Below are 25,784 nucleotides of genomic sequence, written 5' to 3'. Positions count from 1 at the left end.
TCGCAGGTGTCGTAATCTTAGGTCTATGACCGACTGGATCGATGCCGCGTTCGTCCGCGGAGGCACGAGCAAGGGACTCTACTTCCGTGCCGATGCCCTGCCCGAGCTGGACACGGTGCCAGCCCAGGGAGCCGCCGGTGACACCTCGGCGTGGGATGCGATCTTCTGTTCCGCGCTCGGCTCCCCGGACGCCTTCGGCCGTCAGCTTGATGGCATGGGTGGTGGAATATCGTCATTGTCGAAGGTGATGGTGGTGTCCACGTCGACGCGGTCAGGTGTCGACCTCGACTACACCTTCGGCCAGGTCGATGTCGCCGAGGCGGTCGTGGACTATTCCGGCAACTGCGGAAACCTGTCCTCGGGTGTCGTGCCCTTCGCCCTGCTGGCCGAGATCATCTCGGCAGATGATGGGTGGCACGTCTTCCGCCTGTTCAACACCAACACCGGCAAGCTCGTCGATGTCAGCCTCAGCGTGGTCGACGGCCAAGCCGCCGTCGCAGGAGACTTCGAACTCACCGGCGTCAGCGGCACCGGAGCACCGATCGAACTCATCTACCCGGATCCTGCCGGCTCCCGTACCTCAGGCCTGCTTCCCACCGGTGTGCCCATCGAATCGATCGACGTCGACGGACGCATGTTCGACGTCTCCATGGTCGATGCGGCGCTGCCCGTCGTCATCGTGCCGGCGAACGCGATCGACCTCAACGGTGATGAGACTCCGGAGTCCATCGACGCCAATGCTCCCACGAGGTTGATGATCGAGGAACTGAGACGCAAAGCGGCTGTGCGAATGGGCTTGTGCGAGACTCCGGAGACAGCTCCGCAGGTCGTACCCAAGGTCGCGGTCGTGACCTCACAGAAGCCGACGACCCTTCTCGACGGCACCACCTTGGATGCGAGAGATTCCGATGTCGTCGTCCGCATGATCTCGATGGGTCAGACCCACAAGGCTGTACCGGGTACCGGAGCAATGTGTCTGGCCGCGGCCGCGCAGATCCCCGGCACCATCGTCGGCTCCATCATCGCCCGTTCTGAGCGTTCGGTGCTCGGCCCCGAGGTCCGCCTCGGCACACCTTCGGGTGTTGTCACCGCCTCCGCCGTCTGGGATGACAAGCAGAAGACCGTGACTGCGACCTCCCTGTTCCGCACCGCACGGGTACTCATGGTCGGGAAGGTCGCCGTCACGGTCTGAATCCGTGAGGGCCTGGGCGCTCAGAAACCCTTGTCTATGCCGTTCTTGCCGGCATTGTGGTTGCCTTTGGCAGTGCCGTTCTTGCCGGCATTCTTGCCGCCGTTCTTCCCGGCGTTGTGGTTGCCGTTCGAACTGCCGTCCTCATCGCCGTCCTCATCGCCGTCCTCATCGTCGGGCCCGAAGAGCCCGACGACCACAGGATCGTGGTCCGAGGCACGGAACGGATCCGGGGCGTAGAAATCGCTGATGTTGTAGTTGAAGCGGCTGTATTCGAGTGCAAGGGCCTCGACGGAGTTGATGTTCCAGACATCGGCACCGGTGATCGCATCGAAGGCACTCGAGGGCAGATCCGCCTGTGCGCCGGGAGCAGCCGCTTGGTCGGCCGTAGCCTGGTCGCCGGCGTCAGAGCCCGAAGCGTCCAGTGCCAGCACATGGTCGAGGCTGCCGGTACGGGACTTGAACACGTAGGTCGACTTATCCGTCATCTCGGACGCGACATCCTTGAACCCGGCTTCGTAGAAGACCTGCATCGGGTCTTCCTGCGTGTAGGCGTTGAAGTCGCCGAGCAGGTAGACGTAGTCGGAGTCCGCTGCCTCCTGCTGCTGACCGGCGAAGTCCACGAGCGACGTCGCCTGCTTCACCCGGTCAGCATTCGAGGCACCCTGGCCGTCGCCGCTGTCCTCATTGCCCGGACCCGAGCCCGAACCCTTGGACTTGAAATGGTTCGAGATCGTCACGAAGGTCTTGTCCGTGTCTGTCTCGCCTGACTCGTCCTTCGGCGCGAATGCCTGCGCGAGGGGTTTGCGCGCGTTCGAGAACGCGGCCTCATCGTCAAGGATCGTCGAATCCTTCTGCGGGACCACCTCGGCGGGCTGATAGATCAGGGCCGTGCGGATGACGTCCTCATCTGCGGGTACGGCCTCGGGGGAGGGAACGAAGTCCCACTTGTCGGTGCCGGCGGCCTCGTTGAGGCGTTCGACCAGCGTCTCGAGAGCGTCATCGCGGTTCTTGTCGAACGCGGCCGAGTTCTCGATCTCCATGAGAGAGACCACCGAGGTGTCGAGCTTGTTGATGGCCGAGACGATCTTCGTCTCCTGCCGCTTGAGGCTCTGCGCGTTGGCAGCACCGCGAGCATCGCAGCCGCCGCGAACCGTGATCGGGTTGCCTTCGCGATCGGAATAATAGTCACAGCCGGAGAGCTGATCGCCAGTCGTTGTGAAGTAGTTGAGGACGTTGAAGCTGGCCATGCTGACCTGTCCGCCGACATCTTCCGGAGCCTCTGTGCGAGTGTCCGAGAAGCTCGCCGGCTGACTTGCTTCGGCGTTGTCCCCGGTCAGACGCGTCGTGGGCTGGAAGCGCCACTTCTCATGGTCGAAGCCCAGCACCACAGGAGAGGTCATCGTGGCGCTCGCCCCGACACGCACAGGGGCGTCGTTTGAGACATAGGGCAGAGGAATGTCTTTGTCGTTCTGCAGGTAGTTGACGGTCGCGCCGTCGTCGAGGACGACCTCACGCTCGAGGTTCTCGGCCTCGAGGGCCTTGGCCTCATCGCTGCTCGGTCGGGCGACGTCGGTGGGCTGAGGGAGCGTGCCCTCTCCGGTGGCCAAGACGACCTCGCCGTAGGTGTTCGTGTTGTAGTTGTCGGCCACGGTCATCTCACCGCTGGGCTGCAGGAGCATTCCCTCGAGTGCCTCACGTGCGGCAGCGTCGGTGGGGAACGCGTCTTCGACGGGCTTGACCCCCTCGGCAGGCTCGTCCAGGGCCGTCACTCCATTGCCGCTGACGGAGATCTGGGTCTGACCGTAGCGTTCGGAGACTGCGCCGGTGAGTTCGAGGTGATCACCGATGCTGACATCGTCAACCGAGTCGGGGGAGTAGACGAATACACCGTCCGAGGCTCCGGGGGTCTCGTCCTCGGCTCCGCCGGTTCCCGGCGTCTGCACGTAGTAGCCGTTCAGCCCGCCGGTGGGGTATGAAGCGGTGACGACTCCCTGAGTCTTGACGGTTGTGCCTGCCAGGGGGCTCTCATCTCCGGTGCCCTGAATGTCGGCGATGGGCGTGACGTCCTCAGGGGCCGGATCATCGCCGCCCCCATCGTCGCCGGGAAGCGCGTCGGGGGTTGGTGCCGCAGAGTTCCAGATGCCGTCGATGAGATGGATCGACTGTCCGCCCGAGGCGGTGGCACCCGTGGGTTCGGCATCCTTGCCGACAACAGCATCGGGGGTGTTCGTATTCGCCTTGCCCGTGACTCCCTTGCCGTCGACGACGCCGCCGACCTGGTCGAAGTCCACGAGCACGCCGTCATCATCGATGGCGAAGGCCGAGGAGCCATAGCTGCCGTCGGCGGCGGTCCCGGAGTTCACGGAGTTCGTGATCGACACCTCGACCGCCAGTGCTCCGCTGTCGCCGACGGTGGTGCCAGCGGGAACGGTGGCGAGATTCTCCTCCGCCTGAACGCTTCCGCCGCGAGTTACGGACCCGAAAGTCCATCCGGAGACGTCGGTGCCCGGCTCGGCTGCGATCTCAATGAAGTCGGTGTCGAGCGTGTACCCGATCTCGCTGATGTGCGGATCTTCGGCGGCGGTTGCCGGCGTCGCCGGAAAGGTTAGGCCGATCGCCGCGACGAGGCTGAGCGCCGCGCACGATGAGGCCGTCTTGGAGACTGTCATGGGAGCCTTTCGGAGTTTTGTGCACCGGAGTAGATGACGGCGCAGACGCATGCACACTATCCGTTGACGAGGCGTCATCGGTGACGACCTTGTGAATACGATGTGAACTGACTGTACTATGTCTCACTGGCACTGACGCTGAAAGATCTAGACTGATGGCAAACCATCGATCTGCAGGGAGGCAGAAGATGCGTGTGCTGATCGTCGGTGCCGGAATCGCTGGCTCCACGCTGGCCCATTGGCTGCAGCGAGCGGGGCATGACCCCACTCTCCTCGAGCGCTCACATGGTCTGCGCAGCGGTGGATACCTGATCGACTTCTGGGGCACCGGATTCGACGTGGCGGAGCGGATGGGCCTCGTCCCCAGGCTGCGCCGAGAGGGATATGAGCTCAAGGAGGCCCGCGACGTCGCAGGAGACGGACACCGGATCGCCTCGCTTGATCCCCAACGCCTCGTCGCGGGAGCAGGCGGCCGATATGTCAGCATCCTTCGAGCAGACCTCGCCGCCGCGATATACGACAGCCTCGACGACGGAGTCGAGACGATCTTCGGTGATACCGTCGCCCGACTCACCGATGGGGAACAGAGCATCAGCGTCGAGTTCGACCATGGCGCCCCACGCGAATTCGACCTCGTCGTCGGTGCCGACGGGCTGCACTCTCGCGTCCGTGAGCTGGCCTTCGGACACGAGTACCTGTACGAGCGCGATCTTGGGATCGCCGTCGCTGCGTTCGATGTCGTCGGCTACCGCCCACGCGATGAACACGTCGCGCTCATGCATGCCGAAGTCGGGTTTCAAGCCATCCGTGTCGCGCTGCGCGAGGACCTGACGATGTTCATGCTCACCTTCGGCCACCATGGTCCTGTCCCCACCGATGACGTCGGGGCCCAGCAGGAGCTGCTGCGCACGAGTCTGGCCGATGCAGGGTGGGAGATCCCAACGATCCTCGACGAGTTGCCGCGAGCACGGACACTCTACCTTGACCGGGCGAACCAGATCCGGATGCCCTCGTGGACCAGTGGCAGGGTCGCACTGATCGGTGATGCGGCGGCGAGCCCGTCATTGCTCGCCGGTCAGGGATCGGCGTTGGCGATGGTCGAGGCCTATGTTCTGGCGGCCGAACTGGCTGCCACACCTGAGGACCATCGCCGAGCCTTCGATGCTTATGAACGTCGGCTGATGCCGATGCTGCGCAGCAAACAGGACGCGGCCAAGGGCCTCGGCACGGCGTTCGCCCCGCCGAATCGCCTACGCCTCATGCTGCGAAACACTCTGATGAGGCTCATGGGACTGCCGCCCGTTGCGAATCTCGCCATGGGGCGCAGCCTGCGGGATCCGATCGAGCTCCCCGCCTGGCCGGGCACCTGAGCTCAGGCACCCGACCAGCTCCAGTACCCGAGTGGCTCAGGCCTTGAGCTCGGCCGCCAGCTCGTGGAAGTCACGGCTGGGATTACCGAAGCGGTGCAGGGTCATCGACACTGCCTGCTCCTGCACGTAGTACCGCATCTCCACCCGCGCCGAGGAGGTCACAGGCTCGTCGATGACCGCAACCTCCGGGCGTGGTGCTGTGGCAGCCAGCAGCTCAGGTTCCTGTGGTCCGAGCACGCGGATGCGGGCACCGACGGAGTCGTCGTAGCGTCCTTCGCCGACCATGTTCGCGAACGTCGCTGCGGACTCGGTCCGAGCTGCGACACCCGCGTTCGTAGCGGCGATCTTCACCTCGGAGGCCACCTCCTCGGCGACGGACAGCTGCACGGTCGACCCGACGCACTTCGCTGCGTGCAATGACCTCTCCAGATCGAACAGCGACGACGTCGCGGTCACTCGCAGTGTGACCGGGCGGGGCCGGTAGCGGAAGATGTTGGCCTCTGACTGCAGGCCCGTGTGATCCTTCGCCGCTCCAAATTCGCGTGCCAGCCAACGCTCATCGTCAGCCTTGGCCAGCTCGAGGTTCTGGCTTGCGTCAGTGGCACCCGGCAGAGTGGAGGGATCGTCGGAGTAGTGGCCGAAGAGCATGAGGTAGTTCGGGCCACCGGCCTTCGAACCGAGCCCGACGGAGGACTGCTTCCAGCCGCCGAAGGACTGGCGCCGCACGATCGCGCCGGTGATGCCGCGGTTGACGTAGGCGTTGCCGACCTGCACACGGTCGAGCCAGGTGCGCACCTCCTCGGGGTCGAGGGAGTGGATGCCGCCGGTGAGGCCGAAGTCCACATCATTCTGGAACTCGATGGCTTCGTCGAGGTCGCGGGCGTGCATGAGACCGAGCACCGGACCGAACACCTCGGTGAGGTGGAAGAAGGATCCCGGCTTGACGCCGTCCTTGATTCCCGGGCTCCACAGCCGACCCGTGTCATCGAGCTGCTTGGGCTCGAGCAGCCATGACTCACCCGGTTCGAGGGAGGTCAGGGCTCGTTCGAGCTTGTCGGAGGGATCCTCGGTCAGCGGTCCCATCGTCGCCGACATGTTCGCCGGCCAGTCGACGACCATCGAGGAAGCTGCATCGATGAGCTGCTTGCGGTAGCGCTCGGAGTCGTAGGTCGAGCCGACCATGATGCCCAACGAGGCGGCGGAGCACTTCTGACCGGCATGGCCGAAGGCGGAATACACGAGATCCGCCACGGCCAGATCGCGGTCAGCCGCCGGAGTGATGAGCAGTGCGTTCTTGCCCGAGGTCTCCGCATTGACGTGCAGGTCGGGCCGGAAGGACTTGAACAGGGCTGCCGTTTCGGAGGCACCGGTGAGGATGACACGGTCGACATCCGGGTGGGCGACGAGGTGACGGCTGAGATCTCGGTCCGACGGTGTGCACAGCTGCAGCACGTCCTTCGGGACGCCGGCTTCCCACAGGCAGTCGATGATGAGGGCCGAACAGTGCGGTGTGGGCTTCGACGGTTTGTGGATGACGGCCGAACCGGCCGCCAATGCAGCCACGGTGCCGCCGGTGGGAATGGCGATGGGGAAGTTCCACGGCGGAGTCACGACGACCATCTCGTCAGGGACGAAGTTCGCTCCATCGAGGCTGTCCAGCTCTGCGGCGTTGAGCGCGTAGTAGCGGATGAAGTCGATGGCTTCGGAGATCTCCGGATCGGACTGGGACGGCATCTTCCCGACCTCGGCGGCCTCGACGGCGATGAACTCACCACGGCGGGCGGCGACCACTTCGGCGGCCCGGTGGAGGATCTCTCCACGACCGGCGGCACCCAGTGCACGCCAGGCCTTGGCAGCCTCGCGGCCATCGGCGATCATCTCATCGAGCTTCGCGGCCGAGTCGATCTTCGGCGTCTTCGGGCGGTCGTCGAGATATCCGGGGGTGGTCGCCTCGGCGATGATCTCCTTGGCCCACTTCTGGTTCGCCGGCAGCGAGGGATCGGTATCCGGTTCATTGAAGAACTCGGTCGGGACAGCCCCGGAAACGTCGCGTTCGGTCGAGCGATCTTGGATTCGGTTCGGACTGGGCGCAGTCTCGCCATCGGCAGCGAGGATCTCCTCGAGCTGTTTGACGGACTCCTGGAAGCGGTCGGCCTCCCGGACGAAGACCTCGTTTCCGTTGGCCAGGTCGAAGATGCCTGACATGAAGTTCTCGTGAGAAGAGTTCTCCTCGAGCCTGCGCACGAGGTAGGAGATTGCGACGTCGAATTCCTTCGGATGCACAGCAGGGACATAGAGGAGGAGGTCTCCGACGTCCTCGGTCACCGCGGCGGCCTGTTCCGAGGCCATGCCCTGCAGCATCTCGAATTCCACGCGGTCGGTAACCTCGCGATCGAGCGACAGATGGTGGGCGAAGGCGATGTCGAAGAGGTTGTGACCTGCCACGCCGATGCGCAGCCCCTTCATCCGCTCGGGAGTGAAGAGCCAATGGAGGACGCGCTTGTAGTTCGCGTCGGTGGACTGCTTCGAGTCGCAAGTCGTCGCTGGCCAGCCGGCGATCTCCGCGTGGACGGTCTCCATCGCCAAGTTCGCGCCCTTGACGAGGCGAACCTTGATGCCGACCCCGCCGTCAGCGACTCGTTCATTGGCGAATTCGCTCAGACGCTGCACGGCACCCAGCGCATCGGGCTGGTAGCCCTGGATGACGATTCCGGCCTCGAGGTTCTTGAACTCGGGTTCGGCGAGCAGGCGGGTGAAGACCGCGATCGTGAGCTCGAGGTCCCGGTACTCCTCCATATCCAGGTTGACGAACTTGGATCCGGTCGGTGCCTTCGCTGCCTGCTGGTAGAGCGGTCGCAGGCGTTCGACCACGTAGTCGACGGTCTCGTCGAAGGCCCACATGGAGATCTGAGAAGCGACAGAGGAGACCTTGACGGAGACGTAGTCGACGTCTTCACGGGCCAGGAGCCGGTGGGTCTCCTCGAGGTGGTGATCGGCTTCGCCATCACCGAGGACAGCCTCGCCGAGGAGGTTGATGTTGAGCCGGTGACCGTCCGCGGTCAGTGCGGCCACAGCCTTGCCGAACTGCTTGTCGCGAGCATCGACGACCATGTGCCCGACCATCTGACGCAGGCGTGTGCGGGCTGCCGGAACGACGACCTGCGGCAGTACCCGAGCCAGAGCGGCACCGGTCTTGATCTGGGCGCGGTCAAGGGCAGACATCGTCTCGGGCGCGAGCTTGCCGACCTCGGCCAGTGCATCGGCGGCGGCGTGCACATCGTCGGTGCGCACGACCCGATCGACGAATCCGACGGTGAAGTCGAGGCCGTTGGGGTCGGAGAGCACTGCGGAGAGGCGTTCGGCAGCAGGGTTCTTCGCCGTGGTCTTGCTCGTTGCCACCCGCAGCCATTTGCGGACGGTGTCGATGGAGCGACTGGTGAGCTGATCGAGATCGGAGTCTGTGTGCAACAACTGCTCGTTCCTTTTCTGTTGGACGAACTCTGGATGAGTCTGGCTGGGGTCTGTACCAGCAGTTCCCGCGTCGCCGTTGACCGTTGACGGGATCGTTGAGAACAGTATGCGCCGGAGAGAATACGGGGTGAAGAGCTTGTGACCAATCGCAGACATGGTTGAGTCAGAAGTAATAGAATGGCGTGATGTATTCCTCAGAAATGCGTCGTGACGCCGTTGCCAGGACAGCCTCGTCCTCCATCGCCGAGGTGGCAGCTGAGCTGGGCGTCTCACCGTCGAGTCTGCGTCGGTGGATGGTGAGATCCGATCTCGAGGATCGTCCCCGAAGTGGCCGTCCGCAGATCCAGAGCACGGCCGATCAGGTGGTGGAAGCTCTGGTGAGCACCGCAGGGGCGAGGATCTCGGGGAAGGACTATTCGACCCGGGCGCTGGCCGATGCCACCGGCCTGAGCCAGAGCATCGTGTCCCGCGCGATGAGGGGGATGACAGAGCCGAGGGATCAGGTGCGAGGCGGCGATGAGATCACTGTCGTCGCCGGAGGATTCCCCCTGTTCATCATCGGCATTCGCGTTGCCGATCAACGAGGTGGCGATGACACTGCTGGTGAAGGTGCTGAACGAGGTGGAGGTGCGAGCGCGGTCTCGGCGCGGCGGGTTCAGCGCCGCATCGCCGGCATCGTGGCCGGTCTGCGTTCGGCAGGTGTCCAACACTGGCCGCAGCGATTCGACAGTGAGCATCGCCAGACCGATGCGGCGGCGATGCTCGAGCTGCTTCGGGCAGGGGGCGACCGCGAGCGCTTCGTCGTCTTCGATCCCTTCGGCGAGACGAGCTCCTCAAGCGGGAGTGAACTGGCCGAGAGCGCGAATATCGCGGTCTATCGTGAGTTCGCAGAGTTTCTCGAAGATGCGAAATCTGCCCTCGCGGCCTGCCGCGATATTCCCGGGTCTCTGCTCGATATGCTCGCCGTTCGCGTACGGCATGGTTTCGAAGGCGTGATGTGGCGGCAGTCGAGTCAAGCAGACGCTCGGAGAAGTTCCATTATTTCTGACTCAATGGAGATCTCTTCGTGGCTGCCGCAGGAGACGCGATCCATCACCGAGCATCTGGCGATCGCGCTGCGTGAGGAGATCATCGACTCCGGTTATGAACCCGGAGACAGAATCAACCCGCGCCTCCTGTCACGCCGTATGCAGGTGCCCCGATCCTCGGTGGATGCAGCGCTCCGGCGCATGGTCGATGACAAGCTGCTTGACGGCTCACGTGGTGGCTCGAGAATTCCTCTGATCACCACCCTCGACGTTCTCGACCTCTATGCCGGGCGTATGGCGGTGGGGGAGGTTCTGCTGCGGTCTCTGGCGCTTCGGCCGAAGCGCTACTTCGTACCGGTGCAGCTGGCGCTGCGGCAGGTGGAGGCGTCGGCGGCGACGAAGAGCGGCATCGACGTCGAGGACGCCGACCTCCACTTCCAGCAGGAACTGGCCCGAGCCTCCGGACTGCGGCAGAGCACTCGCGCCTTCGAAGCCCTGACGCTGCGTCTGCGTCTGTTCATCTCTGTCCTGCAGCTCGACTACTCACCGGCCAGCGATCGCATCCTCATCGATGACCGTGCCATCTTCAAGGCGCTGTCGCTGGGGGATGCCGACACCGCTGTGAGTGCCTGGCGGGGCAAGGTCGACAACGCGGTCAGGCACATGGCCGGACTTTTTGCTCGCCGCAGGTTCGACCAGGACCTCTGGGCACAGCTCACCCGGCGGCGTTGAACGGCCCCGCCGGACAACCTCGGCGAGGGTGACTGGTATAAATTTGGGGAAAGTCAGTGCTTGAGTCCGCACAGCCGAAAGGGATAGTTGAACCGTGGAGACCTTGATTGTAGGCGTGGCCGGCGGCACCGGCAGCGGAAAGACGACCTTGACCCAGGCGCTGCTGGACAAGTGCGCGGGACCGCCCTCGGTGCTGTTTCACGACAACTACTATCGGCGGCGAGACGAACTGACGTACGAAGAACGGGAGAAGGTCAACTACGACGACCTCGACGCCTTCGACAACGACCTCTTCGTCGAACACCTGCGCGCTCTGCGGTCTTCGCAGTCGGTGGAGAGTCCGGTCTATGACTTCTCGATCCACAATCGCAGCGATCGCACGACATTGGTCGAACCATCGCCGGTGATCATCGTCGAGGGGATCCTCATCTTCGCAGAACCCCGGATCTGCGAACTGCTGGACATCAAGCTCTTCGTTGACACGGACGCCGATGTTCGTCTGCTGCGACGGATCAAGCGCGATGTCGTCGAACGAGGCCGAACCCTGCAGTCGGTCGAGGACCAGTATCTGGGAACCGTGAAGCCGATGCATGAACTCTACGTCGAGCCCTCGAAGCGCAACGCGGATATCATCATCCCTGATGGCGGGCACAACATCGTGGCCATGGACATGGTGCTCAATCGAATTCAGAGGGACGTCGGCTAGTATCCCGATCGGTCGAGAGATCTCGTGTCAGTAGCGACTCGTAGTGTAATGACATGGACGCGACCATCGTTCCGGAGACTCCACCGGCGGATCATGATCTCATCGCCGAGATCGACCGCTTCGCTTCCATGCTGCGTGGCGCCTCGTCTGCGGTGAGCGAGTCCGCAGCGCTCGCTCGGATCGGCGCACTTGAGTCCCTCAAAGCGACGATTGCTTCCGTGCAGTCGTCCGAAGCCGTGGCCTTCGAGGTGCTGCGTCGGCGTCGAGATGCGCTCAACCAGGTCCCGGACCGCGACTGCGGTATGCACGCCGCGACGGAGATCGCCTTGGCGAAGAGAGTCTCCCCCGGCAGCGGCCGGAAGTTCCTCTCCGCTTCGCGGGCAATAGTCGGCGAATTGCCAAACACATTCAAGGCACTGTCCGCAGGTGAGATCTCCGAGGACAAGGCACGCATCATGGTCGACGAGACCGCATGCCTGGCTTCCGCCGACCGACGCAAGGTCGACACTCGAATGAAATCGAGTATGGGGCCATCGGGTCTGCGGAGTCTGCGGACCGAAGCGCGAGCCCTGGCAGAAGAGATGGACGACGAAGCCGCTGCCGAACGGGTGAAGAGGGCAACAGCCAATCGGCGGGTGACGATGACCCCGCTCGACGACGGGATGGGACGTGTCTCTGCGATTCTGCCCGTCCAACAGGCAGTCGCGGTCTATGAAGGACTGCGAGAGGCGACAGATTCAGCCCTGGCGGCCGGGACGGCAATGGGGCGCAGGCACAATCAGCTCATGGCCGACACCTTCGTCGAGCGGCTCACCGGTCAGGCAGGCGCCGAGGCAGTTCCCACCGAAGTCCACCTGGTCATCGAGGCGGAATCCCTGTTCTCCGACGGCATGGTTCCCGCGTGGCTGCCCGGATTCGGCCCCTTGCCTGCCAAGACGGCCCGAAGCTTCATCGCCGCCAATGAGGCGGAGGTCTTCATCCGGCGCATGTTCACTCAGGTCACCGATGGCCAGCTGGTGGGCATGGAATCAGGCTCGAGGTCCTTCACCGGATTGCTCAGGCAGATGGTCGTCTACCGCGATGACGTGTGCCGGACGCCGTGGTGCGATGCCAGGATCAAGCATGCCGATCACGCCGAGAGATATGCATCCGGGGGAGCGACCTCGTGGGAGAACGGCTCGGGACTGTGCGCAGCCTGCAACTATGCCAAGGAACACCCGGGGTGGAAGCACGAGGCCACGGCTCTGGGTCTGAAGGTCACCACACCGAGCGGCCTCGACTACGAAGCGGCAACACCTCCGTTCGTCAGACGAATGAGATACCCACGACCCGGTACAGCACCACCGGATGCGAACGCCGCGGACGATTGGCGGCTGCAACTCGCCGGGCTGCTCGAACCGCAGAGAGACCCGCCTGAGGCTGAGTCGGAGTCGGGCGAGGTCGGCGGGCGCGAGGTGGAGCTGACGTTCCTCCCGATCTCGGCCTCGGAGGCCAGAAAGTTCGTGGAAGCGGCGCCGGCAGGAGAGAGCATCGAGTGCGAAATCGCCGAGGTGGTCGAGATCGCCGAGGCGGTCGACCCTCTGCGTCTTCCGCCGGCAGGGAGTCGGAGATACCGTCCCCGGTCCCTTGGGCCTGGTCGATCTCGGTCGTCTGGACGGCGGCGTGTGCCAGAGGCTACGACGGGAAGCACAATTGAGGAGGCTCTGCGTTCGGGGATGCTCGACATCGGGTGACGTGCTGAGACTGCAACAAATCCGACACGGCTGACACCACGATCCGCCGCAGGATTCTGAGTATGAATGTTGACGATGGTAGCTCCCACGGACCCTCCGACCGAACAATGCGCCTCCACCGGATTGCGACTCTCCTGCCTCTGGCAACTGTCGTTGCGTGGGTGGCCACGATCTTCGTGCCCGTCCTCGACAGCGGAAACGATGACGGGCCGAGGATCAGGATCACGTCGCTGGGGGAGACACCGTTTGATCAGGAGACTGCTGTTCCCGGATTCTTCGCGGCCTGGCTGTTGGTGGTCGTCTTCTCGATTCTGCCTCTGGTCTTCGGAGTCTCGCGCTGGTGGTCCGGTGCAGCGATGGTCATCGCCGCACTCCTCATCATCGTTCTCGTCTTCGCCGCTCTCAACCCGCCGTCTCTGCTGTGGGACGGTCAGACTGCTGATGGAATGCCGACAGGAGGCATGGAAGTCGCACTCCCTGACTTCGGGTTCTTCATATGCTTGGTGGGAGCTTTGGCGCTTGGTGCAGCGGGCAGCGCCGGATCGTCTGCTGGAAGATCTCGTCCGAGGCGACAGCCGTGATTGAACGCAAGACCGCAATGAGGCGTCCACGCCAGCGACCACATGGGCAGTGTCTCGCAGCTGGAATCAGCGGACTCTTCGCCCAACGACAACGCCGACGCCTCTTCAGGTGAGGTATGCCCACACTGCAGAGACGCCGGCGTCACTGGATCCGACACGTCACTGGATCCGACACGTCACTGTTCGGAGACGAACACTCCGTCGAAGAAGCCGGCCATCTCGTCGTGGGCATCCAACGGGAAGATGCCCGAGACGTACTGATCGGGACGGACCACGACCACGGCGCCGTCACGGCTGATGCCGCGCACGTCGAAGATGTCCTCATCGGCCAGCGTCGCGTAGATCTTTTCCACATACTCAAGGTCGAACTCGCCCACATGCGGACGGAAGACCGTCGGCACATCGGGGAAGGAGAACTCGGTGTGTCCCTGCTGGTAGATGACGCTGAGCTCGAGGAGGCTGTCGAGGTCCTCACCTGCACGACGGTACTTGACCAACGGCGAGGCAGGGTCGGCACTGAGCCAGTCGCCCAACTGGGTGACCTTGGACGAAGCGCTGTTACCCGGTGCCGGCGCATCGGCGAAGACATAGACGCGCCAGCGGCCGTCGGCCCGTGCCCTGTGCCCGAGGTGGACGTAGTTGGCGTCGCAGTTGCGCTGGACCCGAGCAGACTTGAACCTCTTGCCCACGGGGAAGCCGGTGGCCAGCTCCTGGTGCGCGGTGGACGCGGTGATCATCGACTCGGTGTATTCGGTCATGAACCCGGCCGGGAACTCAGCGGTCTTGACATAGAAGTCCTGCAGATAGGTCTCGTCCGGCAGCTCCTCCTGCGGAGTGGCCATCAGCGTCGACCATTCCTTGTCGAAGTCGATGAGGTTCTTCGCCGTGACCTGACGCTCGGCGGAATAGGTCCGCAGCAGCTCCTGTGAGGATCGTCCGGACAGCACTTGGCCGAGCTTCCACGAGATGTTGAACCCGTCCTGCATCGACACGTTCATGCCCTGACCGGCCTTCGCCGAGTGTGTGTGACAGGCGTCGCCGGTGATGAACACGCGTGGACACGGTGATCCGGGAGTCGTGTCGTCGGTGTCGTCGAAGGCATCGGTGAGCCGGTGCCCGACCTCATAGACACTGTGCCAGGCGACGTTCTTCACGTCGATGCTGTAGGGCTTGATGATGGCGTTCGCACGATCGATGATCTCGTCGACGCTCGTCTGCCGCACCTTACGTGCATCGTCCTCTGGGACCTCGCCGAGGTCGACGTACATGCGGAACAGGTGCCCGCCCTCGCGGGGGATGTGAAGGATGTTGCCATGTTTGGAGGAGATGGCGCACTTATTGCGGATATCGGGGAAGTCGGAGTTGGCCAGCACGTCCATGACGCCCCAGGCATGATTGGCCTGGTCGCCGGTCATCGTGCGACCGATCGACCTGCGTACGCCCGAGCGGGCTCCGTCGCAGCCGACGACATAACCAGCGCGGATCGTGCGCTCTTCGCCTGCGCGCGCTCCCGCGGTATAGCGAACGGTCACTGTCACCGGGTGATCGGAACCGGTGTCGCCGTCGACCGCCAGATCGACGAACTCGATGCCGTAGTCGGGCTCGACGCGTCCAGGGGACTGCTTGGCGAACTGAGCGAAGTAGTCGAGGACGCGAGCCTGGTTGACGATGAGGTGGGGGAACTCGCTGATTCCGGTCTCATCGTCCTTCGGCCGTCCCGTGCGGATGATGTGCTCGGGGTTCTCCGGGTCCGGGTTCCAGAAGGACATGTCGATGATGTGATAGCCCTCGCGGATGATCTCCTCGGCGAATCCGAACGCCTGGAACGTCTCGACCGATCGGGCCTGGATGCCATCGGCCTGACCGATGACCAGTCGTGAGTCCCGCTTCTCGATCATCCGGGTGTTGACCTCGGGATACTGAGACAGCTGTGCCGCCGCGACCATGCCCGCCGGGCCGCTGCCGACGATGAGGACATCGACCTCATCGGGCAGGTCCTGTGGACGATCGATTCCGTAACCTGCTGCAGCTTCGATCCGCGGGTCTGCGGACACATAGCCGTGCTGGTGAAAATGCATGTCAACCTCCGGTTCATCACACGTCTTCGTGACTTTCCAATATTAGCAGTTCATATACGATCTTGTGTTACTCAGGTCATCTTGAGCCAATGCCTATGATCGGGCTCACTGACTGCTCCTCCTCGTGGTCGGGGCCCAGCGGGATGCGCGAACGGTCACGCAGGGCCAAGGTTGCGGCCAGAGATATGAGCGTGATGATGGCCAGGTAGATGGCCACCGAGGTGGTTGTGCCGGTGGACGCCACCAGTGCCTTTGCGATCGTGGGAGCAAAGGCTCCGCCCAGGATCGACCCGATCGCATAGGAGACCGAGACACCGGAGAATCGCACGCTGGAGGGGAAGATCTCGGCATACATCGCCGGTTGCTGCCCGTAGGTGAATCCGAGCCCGACGGTGAGGATGATCAGCCCCAGGAAGAGCATCCAGATGCTGCCGGTGTTGACCAGTGGGAAGAGTGAGAAGATGCCGATCAGCAGCAGCATCCAGCCCAGCAGATAGGTGTTCCTGCGACCGATCTTGTCGGAGACGGAGCCGGCGATGATCGTGAAGATCAGCCATGACACCGCCGAGGCGGAGACCGCCCAGAGTACGGGACCGCGATCGAGCCCGACCGGTCCGGTTGGGTCTGTGGCGTAGTTCTGGATGTAGCCGCCGGTGGTCATGTAGCCGGCGGCATTATTGCCGACGAAGAGCAGCGAGGCCAGGATGACGAGAAGCCAGTGGCTCTTGAACAGTTTACCCAGAGGGTTGGTCACCTGCTCCTTGCGCTCGGCGATCTCGTGGAAGACCGGGGACTCTTCGACCCCGCGGCGGATCCAGTAGCCCACGGCGACGAGCAGGATCGAGAGGAAGAACGGCACCCGCCAGCCCCACTCGAGGAAGGCCTCTCCGGGTGCGATCGTGGTCATGAGCGCGAGCACGCCCGAGGAGAGGATGAGTCCGATGGAGACGCCGATCTGCGGGAAGGATCCGCGCAGCCCGCGATGCTCGGGCTCCGCGTGCTCGACGGCCAGAAGAACCGCTCCGCCCCACTCGCCGCCGGCTGAGATGCCCTGGACGATGCGCAGGACGATGAGGAGGATGGGTGCTGCGATTCCGATCGAATCGTAGGTCGGCAGGAAGCCGATCAGAGCGGTGGCGGCACCCATGGCGATGAGTGTGATGATGAGAACGACCCGTCGCCCCAGCTTGTCGCCGTAGTGTCCGGCCAGGAAGGCACCCAGAGGTCGGAACAGGAAGCTGATGCCGACGGTGGCGAAGGCGACCATGGTCGACAGCGTCGAACCCAGCGGGCCGAAGAACAGCTGGTTGAAGATCAGCCCAGAGGCAGCCGCATAGAGGAAGTAGTCGTACCACTCGATGCTGGTACCGACGACGGTCGCGAATGCCACCCGACCTTGGGTGTGCTTTTTACTCACCATGACTCCTGTGTCGCATTGAGACTCCTGCGTTGGTGCCGCTGTCCCATGAGTAGGAGATCGCAGCTATCTGAAGGCTGACGTGACCTCAATCATGTGACGCGGACTACTTGTCCTCCGGAACCGTATCATATACGATCTGGATGAAAGCCAATCGAAATGAGGTGCGAGATCGATGTCGACTCCAGCTGGTGTCCCAGTCCGACCGGGCAAGATCATTGCCGTCCACGTGGCGTACGAGTCACGCTCCGCCCAGCGCGGAAAACGGCCGTCCCAACCGTCCTACTTCCTCAAGGCCACCAGTTCCCTGGCCGCATCGGGTGAGGCGATCGAGCGTCCCGCCGGAACATCGCTGCTCGCCTTCGAAGGCGAGATCGCGGTCATCATCGGCACTGCGGCCCGATCCGTCAGCCCCGATGAGGCCTGGACTTTCGTCGAGGGAGTGACCGCGTCCAACGACTTCGGCCTCTACGACATCAAATCTCCCGACAAGGGCTCGAATCTGCGGTCGAAGAGCCGCGACGGCTACACGCCAGTGGGTCCCAACATCATTCCCGCCGTAGAGGTTGACCCCCAGTCGCTGCGCATCCGCACCTGGGTCAACGGCGAGGTCAAGCAGGACGACGATACGAGTGCCGCACAGCTGATCTTCCCCCTGACCCAGATCATCGCCGATCTCAGCCAGCACTTGACCCTGGAGCCCGGTGACGTCATCCTCACCGGAACTCCCGCAGGATCAACTGTTGTAGCACCCGGGGACACGGTCGAGGTCGAAGTCACGACCACCTCGGCGAGCACCGGATCAGAACTCAGCTCGGGTCGCCTCATCACCAATGTCGTCGAAGGACCGGGCGCATTCGACCCGAACCTCGGCAGCACCCCCGCCGTGACCGAAGCACTGCAGGCCGACGCCTGGGGATCACGTGAGGAGGCCGGTCTGTCACCGGAGGAAACGTCCACCGGTCCGCTGAGTGAGGACCTGCGCGCCAAGCTCATCGAGGCTCCGACCGCTGGTCTCTCCGCGCAACTGCGTGCACGCGGACTCAACAACGTCATCATCGAAGGCGTCTCCCCGCTCGTGCCTGGCGACAAGGTCGTGGGCACCGCGAAGACGCTGCGCTTCGTACCCAACCGCGAGGACCTGTTCAAATCACACGGCGGCGGATACAACGCCCAGAAGCGGGCCTTCGACTCTCTGCAGTCCGGCGAGGTCGTCGTCATCGAAGCACGCGGCGAGTCCGGCTCGGGAACCCTCGGCGACGTGCTCGCGCTGCGGGCCAAGGCTCAGGGCGCGACAGGCGTCATCACCGACGGGGGAGTCCGTGACTCCGCCGAGGTAGCCGGGATCCTCCCCGTGTTCTCAACGTCGAAGAACCCCGCCGTACTCGGCCGCAAGCACGTCCCGTGGGAATCCGACGTGGCCGTGGCCTGCGGAAACGCCACAGTGCTTCCCGGCGACGTGATCGTCGGAGACGACGACGGAGTCATCGTCATCCCACGCGATCTCGTTGAGGAAGTCGTCGATGCGGCGCTGACGAAGGAGATCGAAGACGGATGGGTGGCCGAGCAGGTGGCCGCCGGCAACCCGATCGAGTCGCTGTTCCCACCCAAGGGCGAATGGAAAGAGAAGTTCGAAGCCTGGAAAGCCTCACGATGACAACCGCTGACGCCGTCGACGCAACGGCGGAGCCGAGCTCACTGAGCAAAGCGGAGACGGCCTACCGCTGGATCCGAAAGTGCATCGCGGACCAGACCTTCGAACCCGGGCACAAACTGGTGCTGGCTCAGATCGCTCTCGAGCTCGATACCTCCGTCGTTCCGGTCAGGGAGGCCATCCGTCGCCTCGAGGCCGATGGGCTCGTGACGTTCGAACGCAATGTCGGAGCCCGGGTCGCCATGGTCGACCAGAGCTCGTACGCTCAGTCGATGGAGGCCGTGGCGATCCTCGAGGGAGCCGCGACCGCGCAGGCTCTTGAATTCCTGGACGAGCACGATCTCGCCGAGGCGGATGCGATCAATGAGCGCATGCGTGACCTGCTCGCCGACTTCGATCCCACCGAGTTCACCCGCCTCAACCACGAATTCCATGCGGCACTGTTTCGACGGTGCCCGAACGAACGGCTGCACACCCTGGTCGCCGTCGAATGGGACCGTCTGGCGCACCTGCGGAACTCGACCTTCTCCTTCGTGCCCGAACGGGCACGGGGTTCGGTCGACGAGCATGCCAGGATCGTCGCACTCATCCGGGCCCGCGCCTCGGCGGAGGAGATCGAGCGAGTCGTGAGGAATCACCGCTCAACGACCCTCGCCAGCTACCAGGAAGCCCAAGCCAAAGCCCCCGATACCCCTGCAAGCACAGGAATCATCGACAGAGAAGAGGACAAGTCATGACCGAGTCCACTGCAACTCCCGCGAACCTGCCGGAGAAGATCCGTCACTACATCAACGGCGAGTTCGTCGATTCGATCGACGGCGAGGAATTCGACGTCATCAATCCGGTGACCAACGAGCCCTACATCAAGGCCGCATCAGGCAAGAAGGCCGACATCGACGCAGCCGTCGCCTCGGCGAAGCAGGCCTTCGACGAGGGCCCGTGGCCCTCGATGCTCCCACGTGAGCGTGCCCGCGTGCTCAACAAGATCGCCGATATCGCAGAGACCCGCAGCCAGGAACTCGCCGAGATGGAGTCCTTCGACTCCGGTCTGCCGATCACCCAGGCCAAGGGCCAGGCCAACCGCGCCGCGGAGAACTTCCGCTTCTTCGCCGATCTCATCGTCGCTCAAGTCGATGACGCCTTCAAAGTTCCTGGACGCCAGGCCAACTACGTCAACCGCAAACCCATCGGCGTCGCCGGGCTCATCACCCCGTGGAACACGCCGTTCATGCTCGAATCCTGGAAGTTGGCTCCTGCCATCGCGACCGGCAACGCCGTCGTGCTCAAGCCTGCGGAATTCACCCCGCTGTCGGCCTCGCTGTGGCCGGGCATCTTCGAAGAAGCCGGATTGCCCAAGGGCGTGTTCAATATGGTCAACGGCTTCGGCGAAGAGGGCTTCGCCGGAGACTCCCTCGTCAAGCACCCCGACGTCCCGCTCATCTCCTTCACCGGTGAGTCGACTACCGGGCAGACGATCTTCGCCAACGCCGCTCCCTGGCTCAAGGGCCTGTCGATGGAGCTCGGCGGAAAGTCACCAGCCGTCGTCTTCGCCGATGCCGACCTCGACGCGGCGATCAACGCCACTGTCTTCGGCGTCTTCTCTCTCAACGGCGAACGCTGCACCGCCGGTTCGCGCATCCTCGTCGAAGAGTCCGTCTATGACGAGTTCGTCGAGCGCTACGCAGCCCAGGCCAAGCGTGTGAAGGTGGGCCTGCCGTCGGATCCCAGCACCGAGGTGGCCGCACTGGTCCACCCCGAGCACTACGACAAGGTCATGTCCTACGTCGAAATCGGCAAGCAGGAAGCTCGCCTCGTCGCCGGCGGCGGCCGCCCCGAAGGGTTCGACACCGGCAACTTCGTCGAGCCGACCGTGTTCGCCGATGTCAACCCGGACGCTCGGATCTTCCAGGAGGAGATCTTCGGACCCGTAGTAGCGATCACACCCTTCAAATCCGATGAGGAGGCGCTGCAGCTGGCCAACAACACCAAGTACGGTCTGGCCGCCTACATCTGGACCTCCGACCTCAAGCGGGCGCACAACTTCTCGCAGGCCGTCGAATCCGGAATGGTGTGGCTGAACTCGAACAACGTCCGCGACCTTCGCACCCCCTTCGGCGGCGTCAAGGCTTCGGGCCTCGGCCACGAGGGCGGCTACCGGTCGATTGACTTCTACACGGAGCAGCAGTCCGTGCACATCAACCTCGGCGAGGTCCACAATCCAGTCTTCGGGAAGCAGTGAGAGGAAACCACATGTCCCAAACAATCCCAGTCCCAACAGTTCCGGCCCCGGACATTCTGCGGTGCGCCTACATGGAGCTCGTCGTCACCGATCTGAAGAAGTCGCGCGACTTCTATGTCGATGTGCTCGATCTGCAGGTCACCGAGGAAGACGAGAACACCGTCTACCTGCGGTCCATGGAAGAGTTCATCCACCACAACCTGATCCTCCGCCAGGGCCCGGTTGCCGCGGTGGCCGCATTCTCCTACCGCGTGCGCAGCCCCGAAGACGTCGACGCCGCCGAGGCGTACTACCGCGAACTCGGCTGCCCGGTTGTGCGGAAGAAGGAGGGATTCGTCGCCGGCATCGGTGATTCGGTGCGCGTCCAGGATCCCCTCGGGTTCCCCTACGAGTTCTTCTACGAGGTCGACCACGTCGAACGTCTGGCCTGGCGCTACGACCTCTACTCTCCGGGTGCACTCGTGCGTATCGACCACTTCAACCAGGTGACTCCGGACGTGCCGAAGGCTGTGGACTACATGGAGAACCTGGGATTCCGCGTCACCGAGGACATTCAGGACTCCGAGGGCACTGTCTTCGCTGCGTGGATGCGGCGCAAGCCCACCGTGCACGACACCGCGATGACCGGCGGTGACGGACCGCGCATGCACCATGTTGCGTTCGCCACGCACGAGAAGCACAACATCCTCGCCATCTGCGACAAGCTCGGTGCGCTGCGGCTGTCAGACGCAATCGAGCGCGGACCGGGCCGCCACGGCGTCTCGAACGCCTTCTACCTCTATCTGCGCGACCCTGACGGTCACCGGATCGAGATCTACACGCAGGACTACTACACCGGCGACCCCGACAACCCCCGAGTGACTTGGGACGTCCACGACAACCAGCGTCGTGACTGGTGGGGCAACCCGGTCGTGCCCTCCTGGTACACCGACGCCTCCACGGTCCTCGACCTCGAGGGCAACCCGGTGTCGCTGACTCAGCGCACCGACGACTCCGAAATGGATGTCACGATCGGCGCCGACGGATTCTCCTACACTCGCCGTGAGGACGCGACGACGAACTTCGGTGAGCATTCGGGTGCTGACGACGGAGAAGACGAGTTCAAATTGGGCCACCAGCTCTGAGGAGACGTGCACATGCTCGATGAATCAACGATCGCGGCAATCGCCGACGATCTGGCGCAAGCGGAGAAGGACCGGACGAAGATCGGTCTGCTCACGACCAAATACCCCGACATGACCGTCGAGGACTCCTACGCCGTGCAGAACGAATGGCGTCGCCGCGGTGAAGCATCCGGGCGCAGACTGATCGGTCACAAGATCGGACTGACCTCGAAGCCGATGCAGCAGGCGACGGGGATCAGCGAACCCGACTACGGTGCGATCTTCGCCGACCAGGTCTATGACACAGGTTCGGTCATCGACCACTCGCAGTATTCGGGCGTGCGTGTCGAGGTCGAACTCGCCTTCGTGCTGAAGGACGAGCTGCGCGGACCAGACATCAGTCTCCTCGATGTGCTGCGCGCCACCGAATACGTGGTTCCGGCGCTTGAGGTGCTGTCCTCGCGGATCGAGATGGAGGGCCGCACCATCGTCGACACGATCTCCGACAATGCTGCGTTGGGGGCTATGGTTCTCGGTGGCAATCCGGTGGCTGTCGACGCGGTTGATCTTCGCCGGGTCGGTGCGCTGCTGTACCGCAATGAGTCGGTTGAGGACTCCGGCCTCGCAGCCGCCGTCCTCGACCACCCGGCCCGCGGCATCGTGTGGCTGGCGAACAAACTAGCCGAACACGGCGATGTCCTCCAGGCCGGCGAGACAGTCCTGGCTGGGTCCTTCACCCGTCCTATGTGGGTCAGCCCGGGCGACACCGTCCACGCCGACTACGGAGATCTGGGAGTCATCACATGTCGTTTCGAGTAGAGCTGCCGCAGACCTTCACCCAGCGCGTGACCGAGCTGGGTGAAGGAGAGTATCTGGCCGGAATGTGGGTCTGCTCCGGCTCGCCCGCAGCTGCAGAGATCGCCGCGGCCTCAGGGATGCAGTGGGTGCTCATCGACGCCGAGCATTCGCCGATCGGCCTGGAAACCACGACCGCTCTGCTGCGCGCCATGAACGGATACCCCGCGACACCCGTCGTGCGGGTGCCCGTGAACGACCAGGTCCTCATCAAGCAGTACCTCGACCTCGGTGCGCAGAACCTGCTCGTGCCGATGATCGATACCCCTGCCGACGCCGAGGCGGCCGTGCGTTCCGTGTACTACCCACCTCGTGGTGTGCGTGGGGTGGGATCGGCACTGGCGCGGGCCTCCCGCTGGAACGCGGTGCCGAACTACCTCGCGCGGGCCGAAGAACTCGTGTCCCTGACCGTGCAGATCGAATCGGCAACGGCGGTGGACAACGCTGCGGAGATCGCTGCAGTCGATGGAATCGATGCAGTGTTCGTCGGGCCCTCTGACCTTGCTGCTTCGATGGGTCTGCTCGGGCAGCAGACGCATCCCGATGTCACCGATGCGGTGCTGCGGACCTTCGACGCGGTCAAGGCGGCCGGCAAACTCGTCGGCGTCAACGCCTTCGATCCCGAACAGGCACGGAAATACCTCGACGCCGGTGCTTCATTCGTCCTCGTCGGGGCCGACGTCGGACTGATGATGAACGGCGCTCGCGCCTGGGCCGAGACCTGGGTGCGCGACCCAACGGCTGAACAGCAGCAGTCGAGCTGAGCCGGGTGGCGGTGGCCCGAAGGACGTGTGTCCTCCGGGCCGCCGCTTTTTCTCCTTACCTTCTTACTCCTTGCTTCGTCGGCTGCCGGTGATGAGCAGCGCCGTGGCTCCGAGACCGATGAGGAAGATTCCGGCGCCGATGAGCATTCCGTTGCCAGTCGTTCCCGTCCGCGGGAGTTGTGCCGTTGGGGTTGGCGCCGCAGGTTTGTCAGCGACAGGTTCGGCCGGTGGGTCAGCTGGCGGCGCAGGCGATTCTGGAGGAGCAGGTGGCGTCGAGGGCTCCTCGGGTGGCATCGTCGGAGTCTCTTCGGGCGGCCTGTGCACTGTTTCAGCGGGGATGCCCCAGTCGCTCGTCCACTTCTGGTGCTCGTCATTGCCCTGGATCGTGGTCACATAGGTCACCCACCCGACGGGCATGTCAACAGCCTCTGAGCTCACGGTTGCCTTTCCCTCGTGGTCTCCGACGACTGTGATGTCCTGGGAATGGAGCTTCGTACCGCTAGCATCCTTCGACTGCTGCGGCTCTGACTCTGAGTGATATGCCGTCATCGTGATCACAGCTTCACCGCCCGGCCGCAATCCGCTGACCGTGACTTCGTCGTGGACGGCGTTGACCTCAAGAACCGCTTCCGTCTCGGCACTCGGGGTCCAAGGAACGAAGCCTGTCTCCCGCGGCTGACCGTGGGTGCCCTTCCATTCCCTGGTGGACTCGTCGCCGGTGATGGTCTCGGTGAAGTACATCCATCCGTGGAAGTCCTTCGGGACTGTGATTGCGTCGGAACGGTGCGTGCCGTTGCCGATGCCCTTCGACGTCACCTCAGCAATCACTTCGGCGTCGTCGTTCTTCTTCCCGGGTTCGGGTGCCGATTGCGTCTTCCACAGTTCATGTTCGACGGTCACCGTATGGTCGCCGACCAGGCCGGAGACAGTGAACTTGTCGGTGATCGAATCGCCGGGCTGTGGACTCTGGTCGGAGATGTCGGTGGACACACGAGGCTGCGAGGTCATGTCGACCTTCGCCTGAGCAGAGATCTCGACAGGCTCGTCAGGGGTGATGACGCGTTGGACACGTTTGGTCTTCTGCGGTTCGTAGAGCAGGACAGACTCGGGAGCGAGACTCGCTGAGGCCTTGGCCGTGACTGCGCCCGGAGCGTTGAGTCTGAGGGTGGTGACAACGGGTTTCACCTCGCTGGTCAGGGACTTCGGTGCGTCCTCGGTTCCGTCGATGTCGAGAGTGATGGGAATACCTGGCACGGCAGTGCCGGAGGAGCTGGTCAAGGACACCGAGAGCGTGACTGTATCCGTCGTGGGGAACTGGGGTCCCGCATCGTCGTCCTGATCGTCATCGACTCGTTCGAAGTCACCGCCCTCGGGTCCCTGTTTGCCGTACGGCTCGAGCACCGGCATGGCCGCGACGGGAGTCAGGCTGACATCGAGGGTATAGGGGCCCGCGAGCTTCTTCGCCTCGGCGCTGATCTTTGAGAACTGCTTGGCAGCACCCTTGAACTTCTTTCCCAGATCGCCCGGCTCCTGCGGTGGAACCTTGTGATCATGCGGGATCGCCTCATCCAGACGCGCCAATGCGCTCAAGGCCGCCTGCACGTCCGCCGATTCAGATCCGGAGTACTCGTGCAGCGCCCACGCGGTCTGAGCGGTGGTGATCTTCTGCGCTTTCGAGGTCGTGAAGTACTTGGGCAGAGGCGACTGCTTGCCGGCATCGATGCAGTACGCCTGCGTGTCATCGAAGGTTCTGTAGGAGCCGTACCAGGTCTTGCCCTGCGGTGCGTGATGCCAGATGCCAGGACCATAGGTGTCGCTGGCCTTGAGCATAGGCACTTCCCCGAGCGAGGAGGGCGGCCCTTGGGCCATGGCCGGACCGAGCCCGATGAGAGCTGTCAGAGCCAGGACCAAGAAGAAGAGAGCGGAGCGGAGAGTGAAGCGTCTGCGAGTAGTCATACCCCGATTCCACGATGGACGAGTCGTGCCTGACCAGAGCAGTAAATCTGCCTGTGAATTCACTCGGCGCCGTCCACAGGAAAACGACCATGAGTCGACGGCGATCGCAGCGGGGGTGTGGACAGGCAAACACGACCCCGGATGCGCATCGTTCCAGATCACGATGGGTGCCGTTGAGATTGGACGGGCAGCGCACGATTTCATGGCTGCTGTCCCTCGCCAAGGTGGTGCCGGGA

Annotated in this window: 17 protein-coding genes; 12 read left to right on the top strand and 5 right to left on the bottom strand. The window is 63.6% G+C overall.

Features of this window, described 5'->3' with window-relative positions; all coding sequences use genetic code 11:
- Nucleotides 1-25: 25 nt before the first annotated feature.
- Entirely contained in the window at nucleotides 26-1,192 is a 1,167-nt protein-coding gene (locus FO013_RS09105) for a PrpF domain-containing protein (RefSeq protein WP_143922215.1), read from the top strand.
- 20 nt (nucleotides 1,193-1,212) lie between these two features.
- Here the strand turns inward: FO013_RS09105 and FO013_RS09100 are convergent, their stop codons facing one another.
- Nucleotides 1,213-3,861 carry an ExeM/NucH family extracellular endonuclease gene (locus FO013_RS09100; RefSeq protein ID WP_260848071.1) on the bottom strand — a complete coding sequence of 883 codons (2,649 nt, stop codon included), beginning with the start codon at nucleotides 3,859-3,861 and terminating at the stop codon, nucleotides 1,213-1,215.
- 188 nt (nucleotides 3,862-4,049) lie between these two features.
- Between FO013_RS09100 and FO013_RS09095 the strand changes: the two genes are divergently transcribed.
- Nucleotides 4,050-5,231: an FAD-binding domain gene (locus FO013_RS09095; RefSeq protein WP_186293029.1), complete on the top strand. Its 1,182-nt coding sequence runs from the start codon at nucleotides 4,050-4,052 to the stop codon at nucleotides 5,229-5,231.
- A 36-nt stretch (nucleotides 5,232-5,267) separates the two neighbouring features.
- Here the strand turns inward: FO013_RS09095 and FO013_RS09090 are convergent, their stop codons facing one another.
- Nucleotides 5,268-8,702 (bottom strand): bifunctional proline dehydrogenase/L-glutamate gamma-semialdehyde dehydrogenase, encoded by a 3,435-nt coding sequence (locus tag FO013_RS09090; RefSeq protein ID WP_222103593.1) that lies wholly within the window; start codon nucleotides 8,700-8,702, stop codon nucleotides 5,268-5,270.
- Between the two features lie 185 nt (nucleotides 8,703-8,887).
- Here FO013_RS09090 and FO013_RS09085 point away from each other — a divergent pair, with 185 nt between their 5' ends.
- From FO013_RS09085 to FO013_RS09070, 4 genes are all read left to right on the top strand, one after another.
- Complete coding sequence (locus FO013_RS09085) at nucleotides 8,888-10,462, top strand: transposase (RefSeq protein ID WP_143922213.1); 1,575 nt, start codon at nucleotides 8,888-8,890, stop codon at nucleotides 10,460-10,462.
- A 94-nt stretch (nucleotides 10,463-10,556) separates the two neighbouring features.
- Nucleotides 10,557-11,168: a uridine kinase gene (gene udk, locus FO013_RS09080; protein WP_235352503.1), complete on the top strand. Its 612-nt coding sequence runs from the start codon at nucleotides 10,557-10,559 to the stop codon at nucleotides 11,166-11,168.
- A 53-nt stretch (nucleotides 11,169-11,221) separates the two neighbouring features.
- Entirely contained in the window at nucleotides 11,222-12,901 is a 1,680-nt protein-coding gene (locus FO013_RS09075; RefSeq protein WP_143922212.1) for an HNH endonuclease, read from the top strand.
- Nucleotides 12,902-12,963: 62 nt separating this feature from the next.
- Nucleotides 12,964-13,482: a hypothetical protein gene (locus FO013_RS09070; protein WP_143922211.1), complete on the top strand. Its 519-nt coding sequence runs from the start codon at nucleotides 12,964-12,966 to the stop codon at nucleotides 13,480-13,482.
- 176 nt (nucleotides 13,483-13,658) lie between these two features.
- On the opposite strand, the gene FO013_RS09065 is transcribed toward FO013_RS09070, so the two are convergent.
- Together FO013_RS09065 and FO013_RS09060 are read right to left on the bottom strand one after the other, a co-directional pair.
- A complete protein-coding gene (locus tag FO013_RS09065) occupies nucleotides 13,659-15,560 on the bottom strand; it encodes an FAD-binding monooxygenase (RefSeq protein ID WP_143922210.1) in 1,902 nt (633 codons plus the stop codon).
- A gap of 76 nt (nucleotides 15,561-15,636) precedes the next feature.
- Entirely contained in the window at nucleotides 15,637-16,980 is a 1,344-nt protein-coding gene (locus FO013_RS09060; RefSeq protein WP_186293028.1) for an MFS transporter, read from the bottom strand.
- Nucleotides 16,981-17,152: 172 nt separating this feature from the next.
- Here FO013_RS09060 and FO013_RS09055 point away from each other — a divergent pair, with 172 nt between their 5' ends.
- Genes FO013_RS09055 through FO013_RS09030 form a run of 6 tightly spaced genes read left to right on the top strand, consistent with a single transcriptional unit; the run spans nucleotide 17,153 to nucleotide 23,592 of the window.
- Nucleotides 17,153-18,634: a fumarylacetoacetate hydrolase family protein gene (locus tag FO013_RS09055; RefSeq protein ID WP_143922209.1), complete on the top strand. Its 1,482-nt coding sequence runs from the start codon at nucleotides 17,153-17,155 to the stop codon at nucleotides 18,632-18,634.
- Nucleotides 18,631-19,368, top strand: coding sequence for a GntR family transcriptional regulator (locus FO013_RS09050; RefSeq protein ID WP_143922208.1), 738 nt, complete (start codon nucleotides 18,631-18,633; stop codon nucleotides 19,366-19,368). Before FO013_RS09055 ends, FO013_RS09050 begins: the two co-directional genes overlap by 4 nt.
- Nucleotides 19,365-20,870, top strand: a complete 1,506-nt coding sequence (gene hpaE / locus FO013_RS09045; protein ID WP_143922207.1) for a 5-carboxymethyl-2-hydroxymuconate semialdehyde dehydrogenase — start codon at nucleotides 19,365-19,367, stop codon at nucleotides 20,868-20,870. The genes FO013_RS09050 and hpaE overlap by 4 nt, the downstream gene beginning before the upstream one ends.
- Nucleotides 20,871-20,881: 11 nt before the next feature.
- Nucleotides 20,882-21,994, top strand: coding sequence for a 3,4-dihydroxyphenylacetate 2,3-dioxygenase (gene hpaD, locus FO013_RS09040; protein WP_143922206.1), 1,113 nt, complete (start codon nucleotides 20,882-20,884; stop codon nucleotides 21,992-21,994).
- Nucleotides 21,995-22,006: 12 nt separating this feature from the next.
- Nucleotides 22,007-22,792: a fumarylacetoacetate hydrolase family protein gene (locus FO013_RS09035; RefSeq protein WP_143922205.1), complete on the top strand. Its 786-nt coding sequence runs from the start codon at nucleotides 22,007-22,009 to the stop codon at nucleotides 22,790-22,792.
- On the top strand, nucleotides 22,777-23,592 hold the full coding sequence (locus FO013_RS09030; RefSeq protein WP_143922204.1) for an HpcH/HpaI aldolase family protein: 816 nt from the start codon (nucleotides 22,777-22,779) through the stop codon (nucleotides 23,590-23,592). The genes FO013_RS09035 and FO013_RS09030 overlap by 16 nt, the downstream gene beginning before the upstream one ends.
- 63 nt (nucleotides 23,593-23,655) lie before the next feature.
- Here FO013_RS09030 and FO013_RS09025 read toward each other — a convergent pair whose 3' ends face one another.
- Nucleotides 23,656-25,548, bottom strand: coding sequence for a hypothetical protein (locus tag FO013_RS09025; RefSeq protein ID WP_143922203.1), 1,893 nt, complete (start codon nucleotides 25,546-25,548; stop codon nucleotides 23,656-23,658).
- Nucleotides 25,549-25,784 lie beyond the last annotated feature (236 nt).

It is taken from the genome of Brevibacterium aurantiacum (assembly GCF_007558825.1).
Classification (GTDB): domain Bacteria; phylum Actinomycetota; class Actinomycetes; order Actinomycetales; family Brevibacteriaceae; genus Brevibacterium; species Brevibacterium aurantiacum_A.
Note: the sequence above shows the minus strand (reverse complement) of the source record. Positions and strands in the feature narration are given on the sequence as shown.

What these genes read in the sequence shown, in the direction of transcription:
- FO013_RS09105 (WP_143922215.1), top strand. Translation starts at nt 26, where the DNA reads ATGACCGACTGGATCGATGCCGCGTTCGTCCGCGGAGGCACGAGCAAG.
- FO013_RS09100 (WP_260848071.1), bottom strand. Translation starts at nt 3,861, where the DNA reads ATGACAGTCTCCAAGACGGCCTCATCGTGCGCGGCGCTCAGCCTCGTC.
- FO013_RS09095 (WP_186293029.1), top strand. Translation starts at nt 4,050, where the DNA reads ATGCGTGTGCTGATCGTCGGTGCCGGAATCGCTGGCTCCACGCTGGCC.
- FO013_RS09085 (WP_143922213.1), top strand. Translation starts at nt 8,888, where the DNA reads ATGTATTCCTCAGAAATGCGTCGTGACGCCGTTGCCAGGACAGCCTCG.
- FO013_RS09075 (WP_143922212.1), top strand. Translation starts at nt 11,222, where the DNA reads ATGGACGCGACCATCGTTCCGGAGACTCCACCGGCGGATCATGATCTC.
- FO013_RS09070 (WP_143922211.1), top strand. Translation starts at nt 12,964, where the DNA reads ATGAATGTTGACGATGGTAGCTCCCACGGACCCTCCGACCGAACAATG.
- FO013_RS09065 (WP_143922210.1), bottom strand. Translation starts at nt 15,560, where the DNA reads ATGCATTTTCACCAGCACGGCTATGTGTCCGCAGACCCGCGGATCGAA.
- FO013_RS09060 (WP_186293028.1), bottom strand. Translation starts at nt 16,980, where the DNA reads ATGGTGAGTAAAAAGCACACCCAAGGTCGGGTGGCATTCGCGACCGTC.
- FO013_RS09055 (WP_143922209.1), top strand. Translation starts at nt 17,153, where the DNA reads ATGTCGACTCCAGCTGGTGTCCCAGTCCGACCGGGCAAGATCATTGCC.
- FO013_RS09050 (WP_143922208.1), top strand. Translation starts at nt 18,631, where the DNA reads ATGACAACCGCTGACGCCGTCGACGCAACGGCGGAGCCGAGCTCACTG.
- hpaE (WP_143922207.1), top strand. Translation starts at nt 19,365, where the DNA reads ATGACCGAGTCCACTGCAACTCCCGCGAACCTGCCGGAGAAGATCCGT.
- hpaD (WP_143922206.1), top strand. Translation starts at nt 20,882, where the DNA reads ATGTCCCAAACAATCCCAGTCCCAACAGTTCCGGCCCCGGACATTCTG.
- FO013_RS09035 (WP_143922205.1), top strand. Translation starts at nt 22,007, where the DNA reads ATGCTCGATGAATCAACGATCGCGGCAATCGCCGACGATCTGGCGCAA.
- FO013_RS09030 (WP_143922204.1), top strand. Translation starts at nt 22,777, where the DNA reads ATGTCGTTTCGAGTAGAGCTGCCGCAGACCTTCACCCAGCGCGTGACC.
- FO013_RS09025 (WP_143922203.1), bottom strand. Translation starts at nt 25,548, where the DNA reads ATGACTACTCGCAGACGCTTCACTCTCCGCTCCGCTCTCTTCTTCTTG.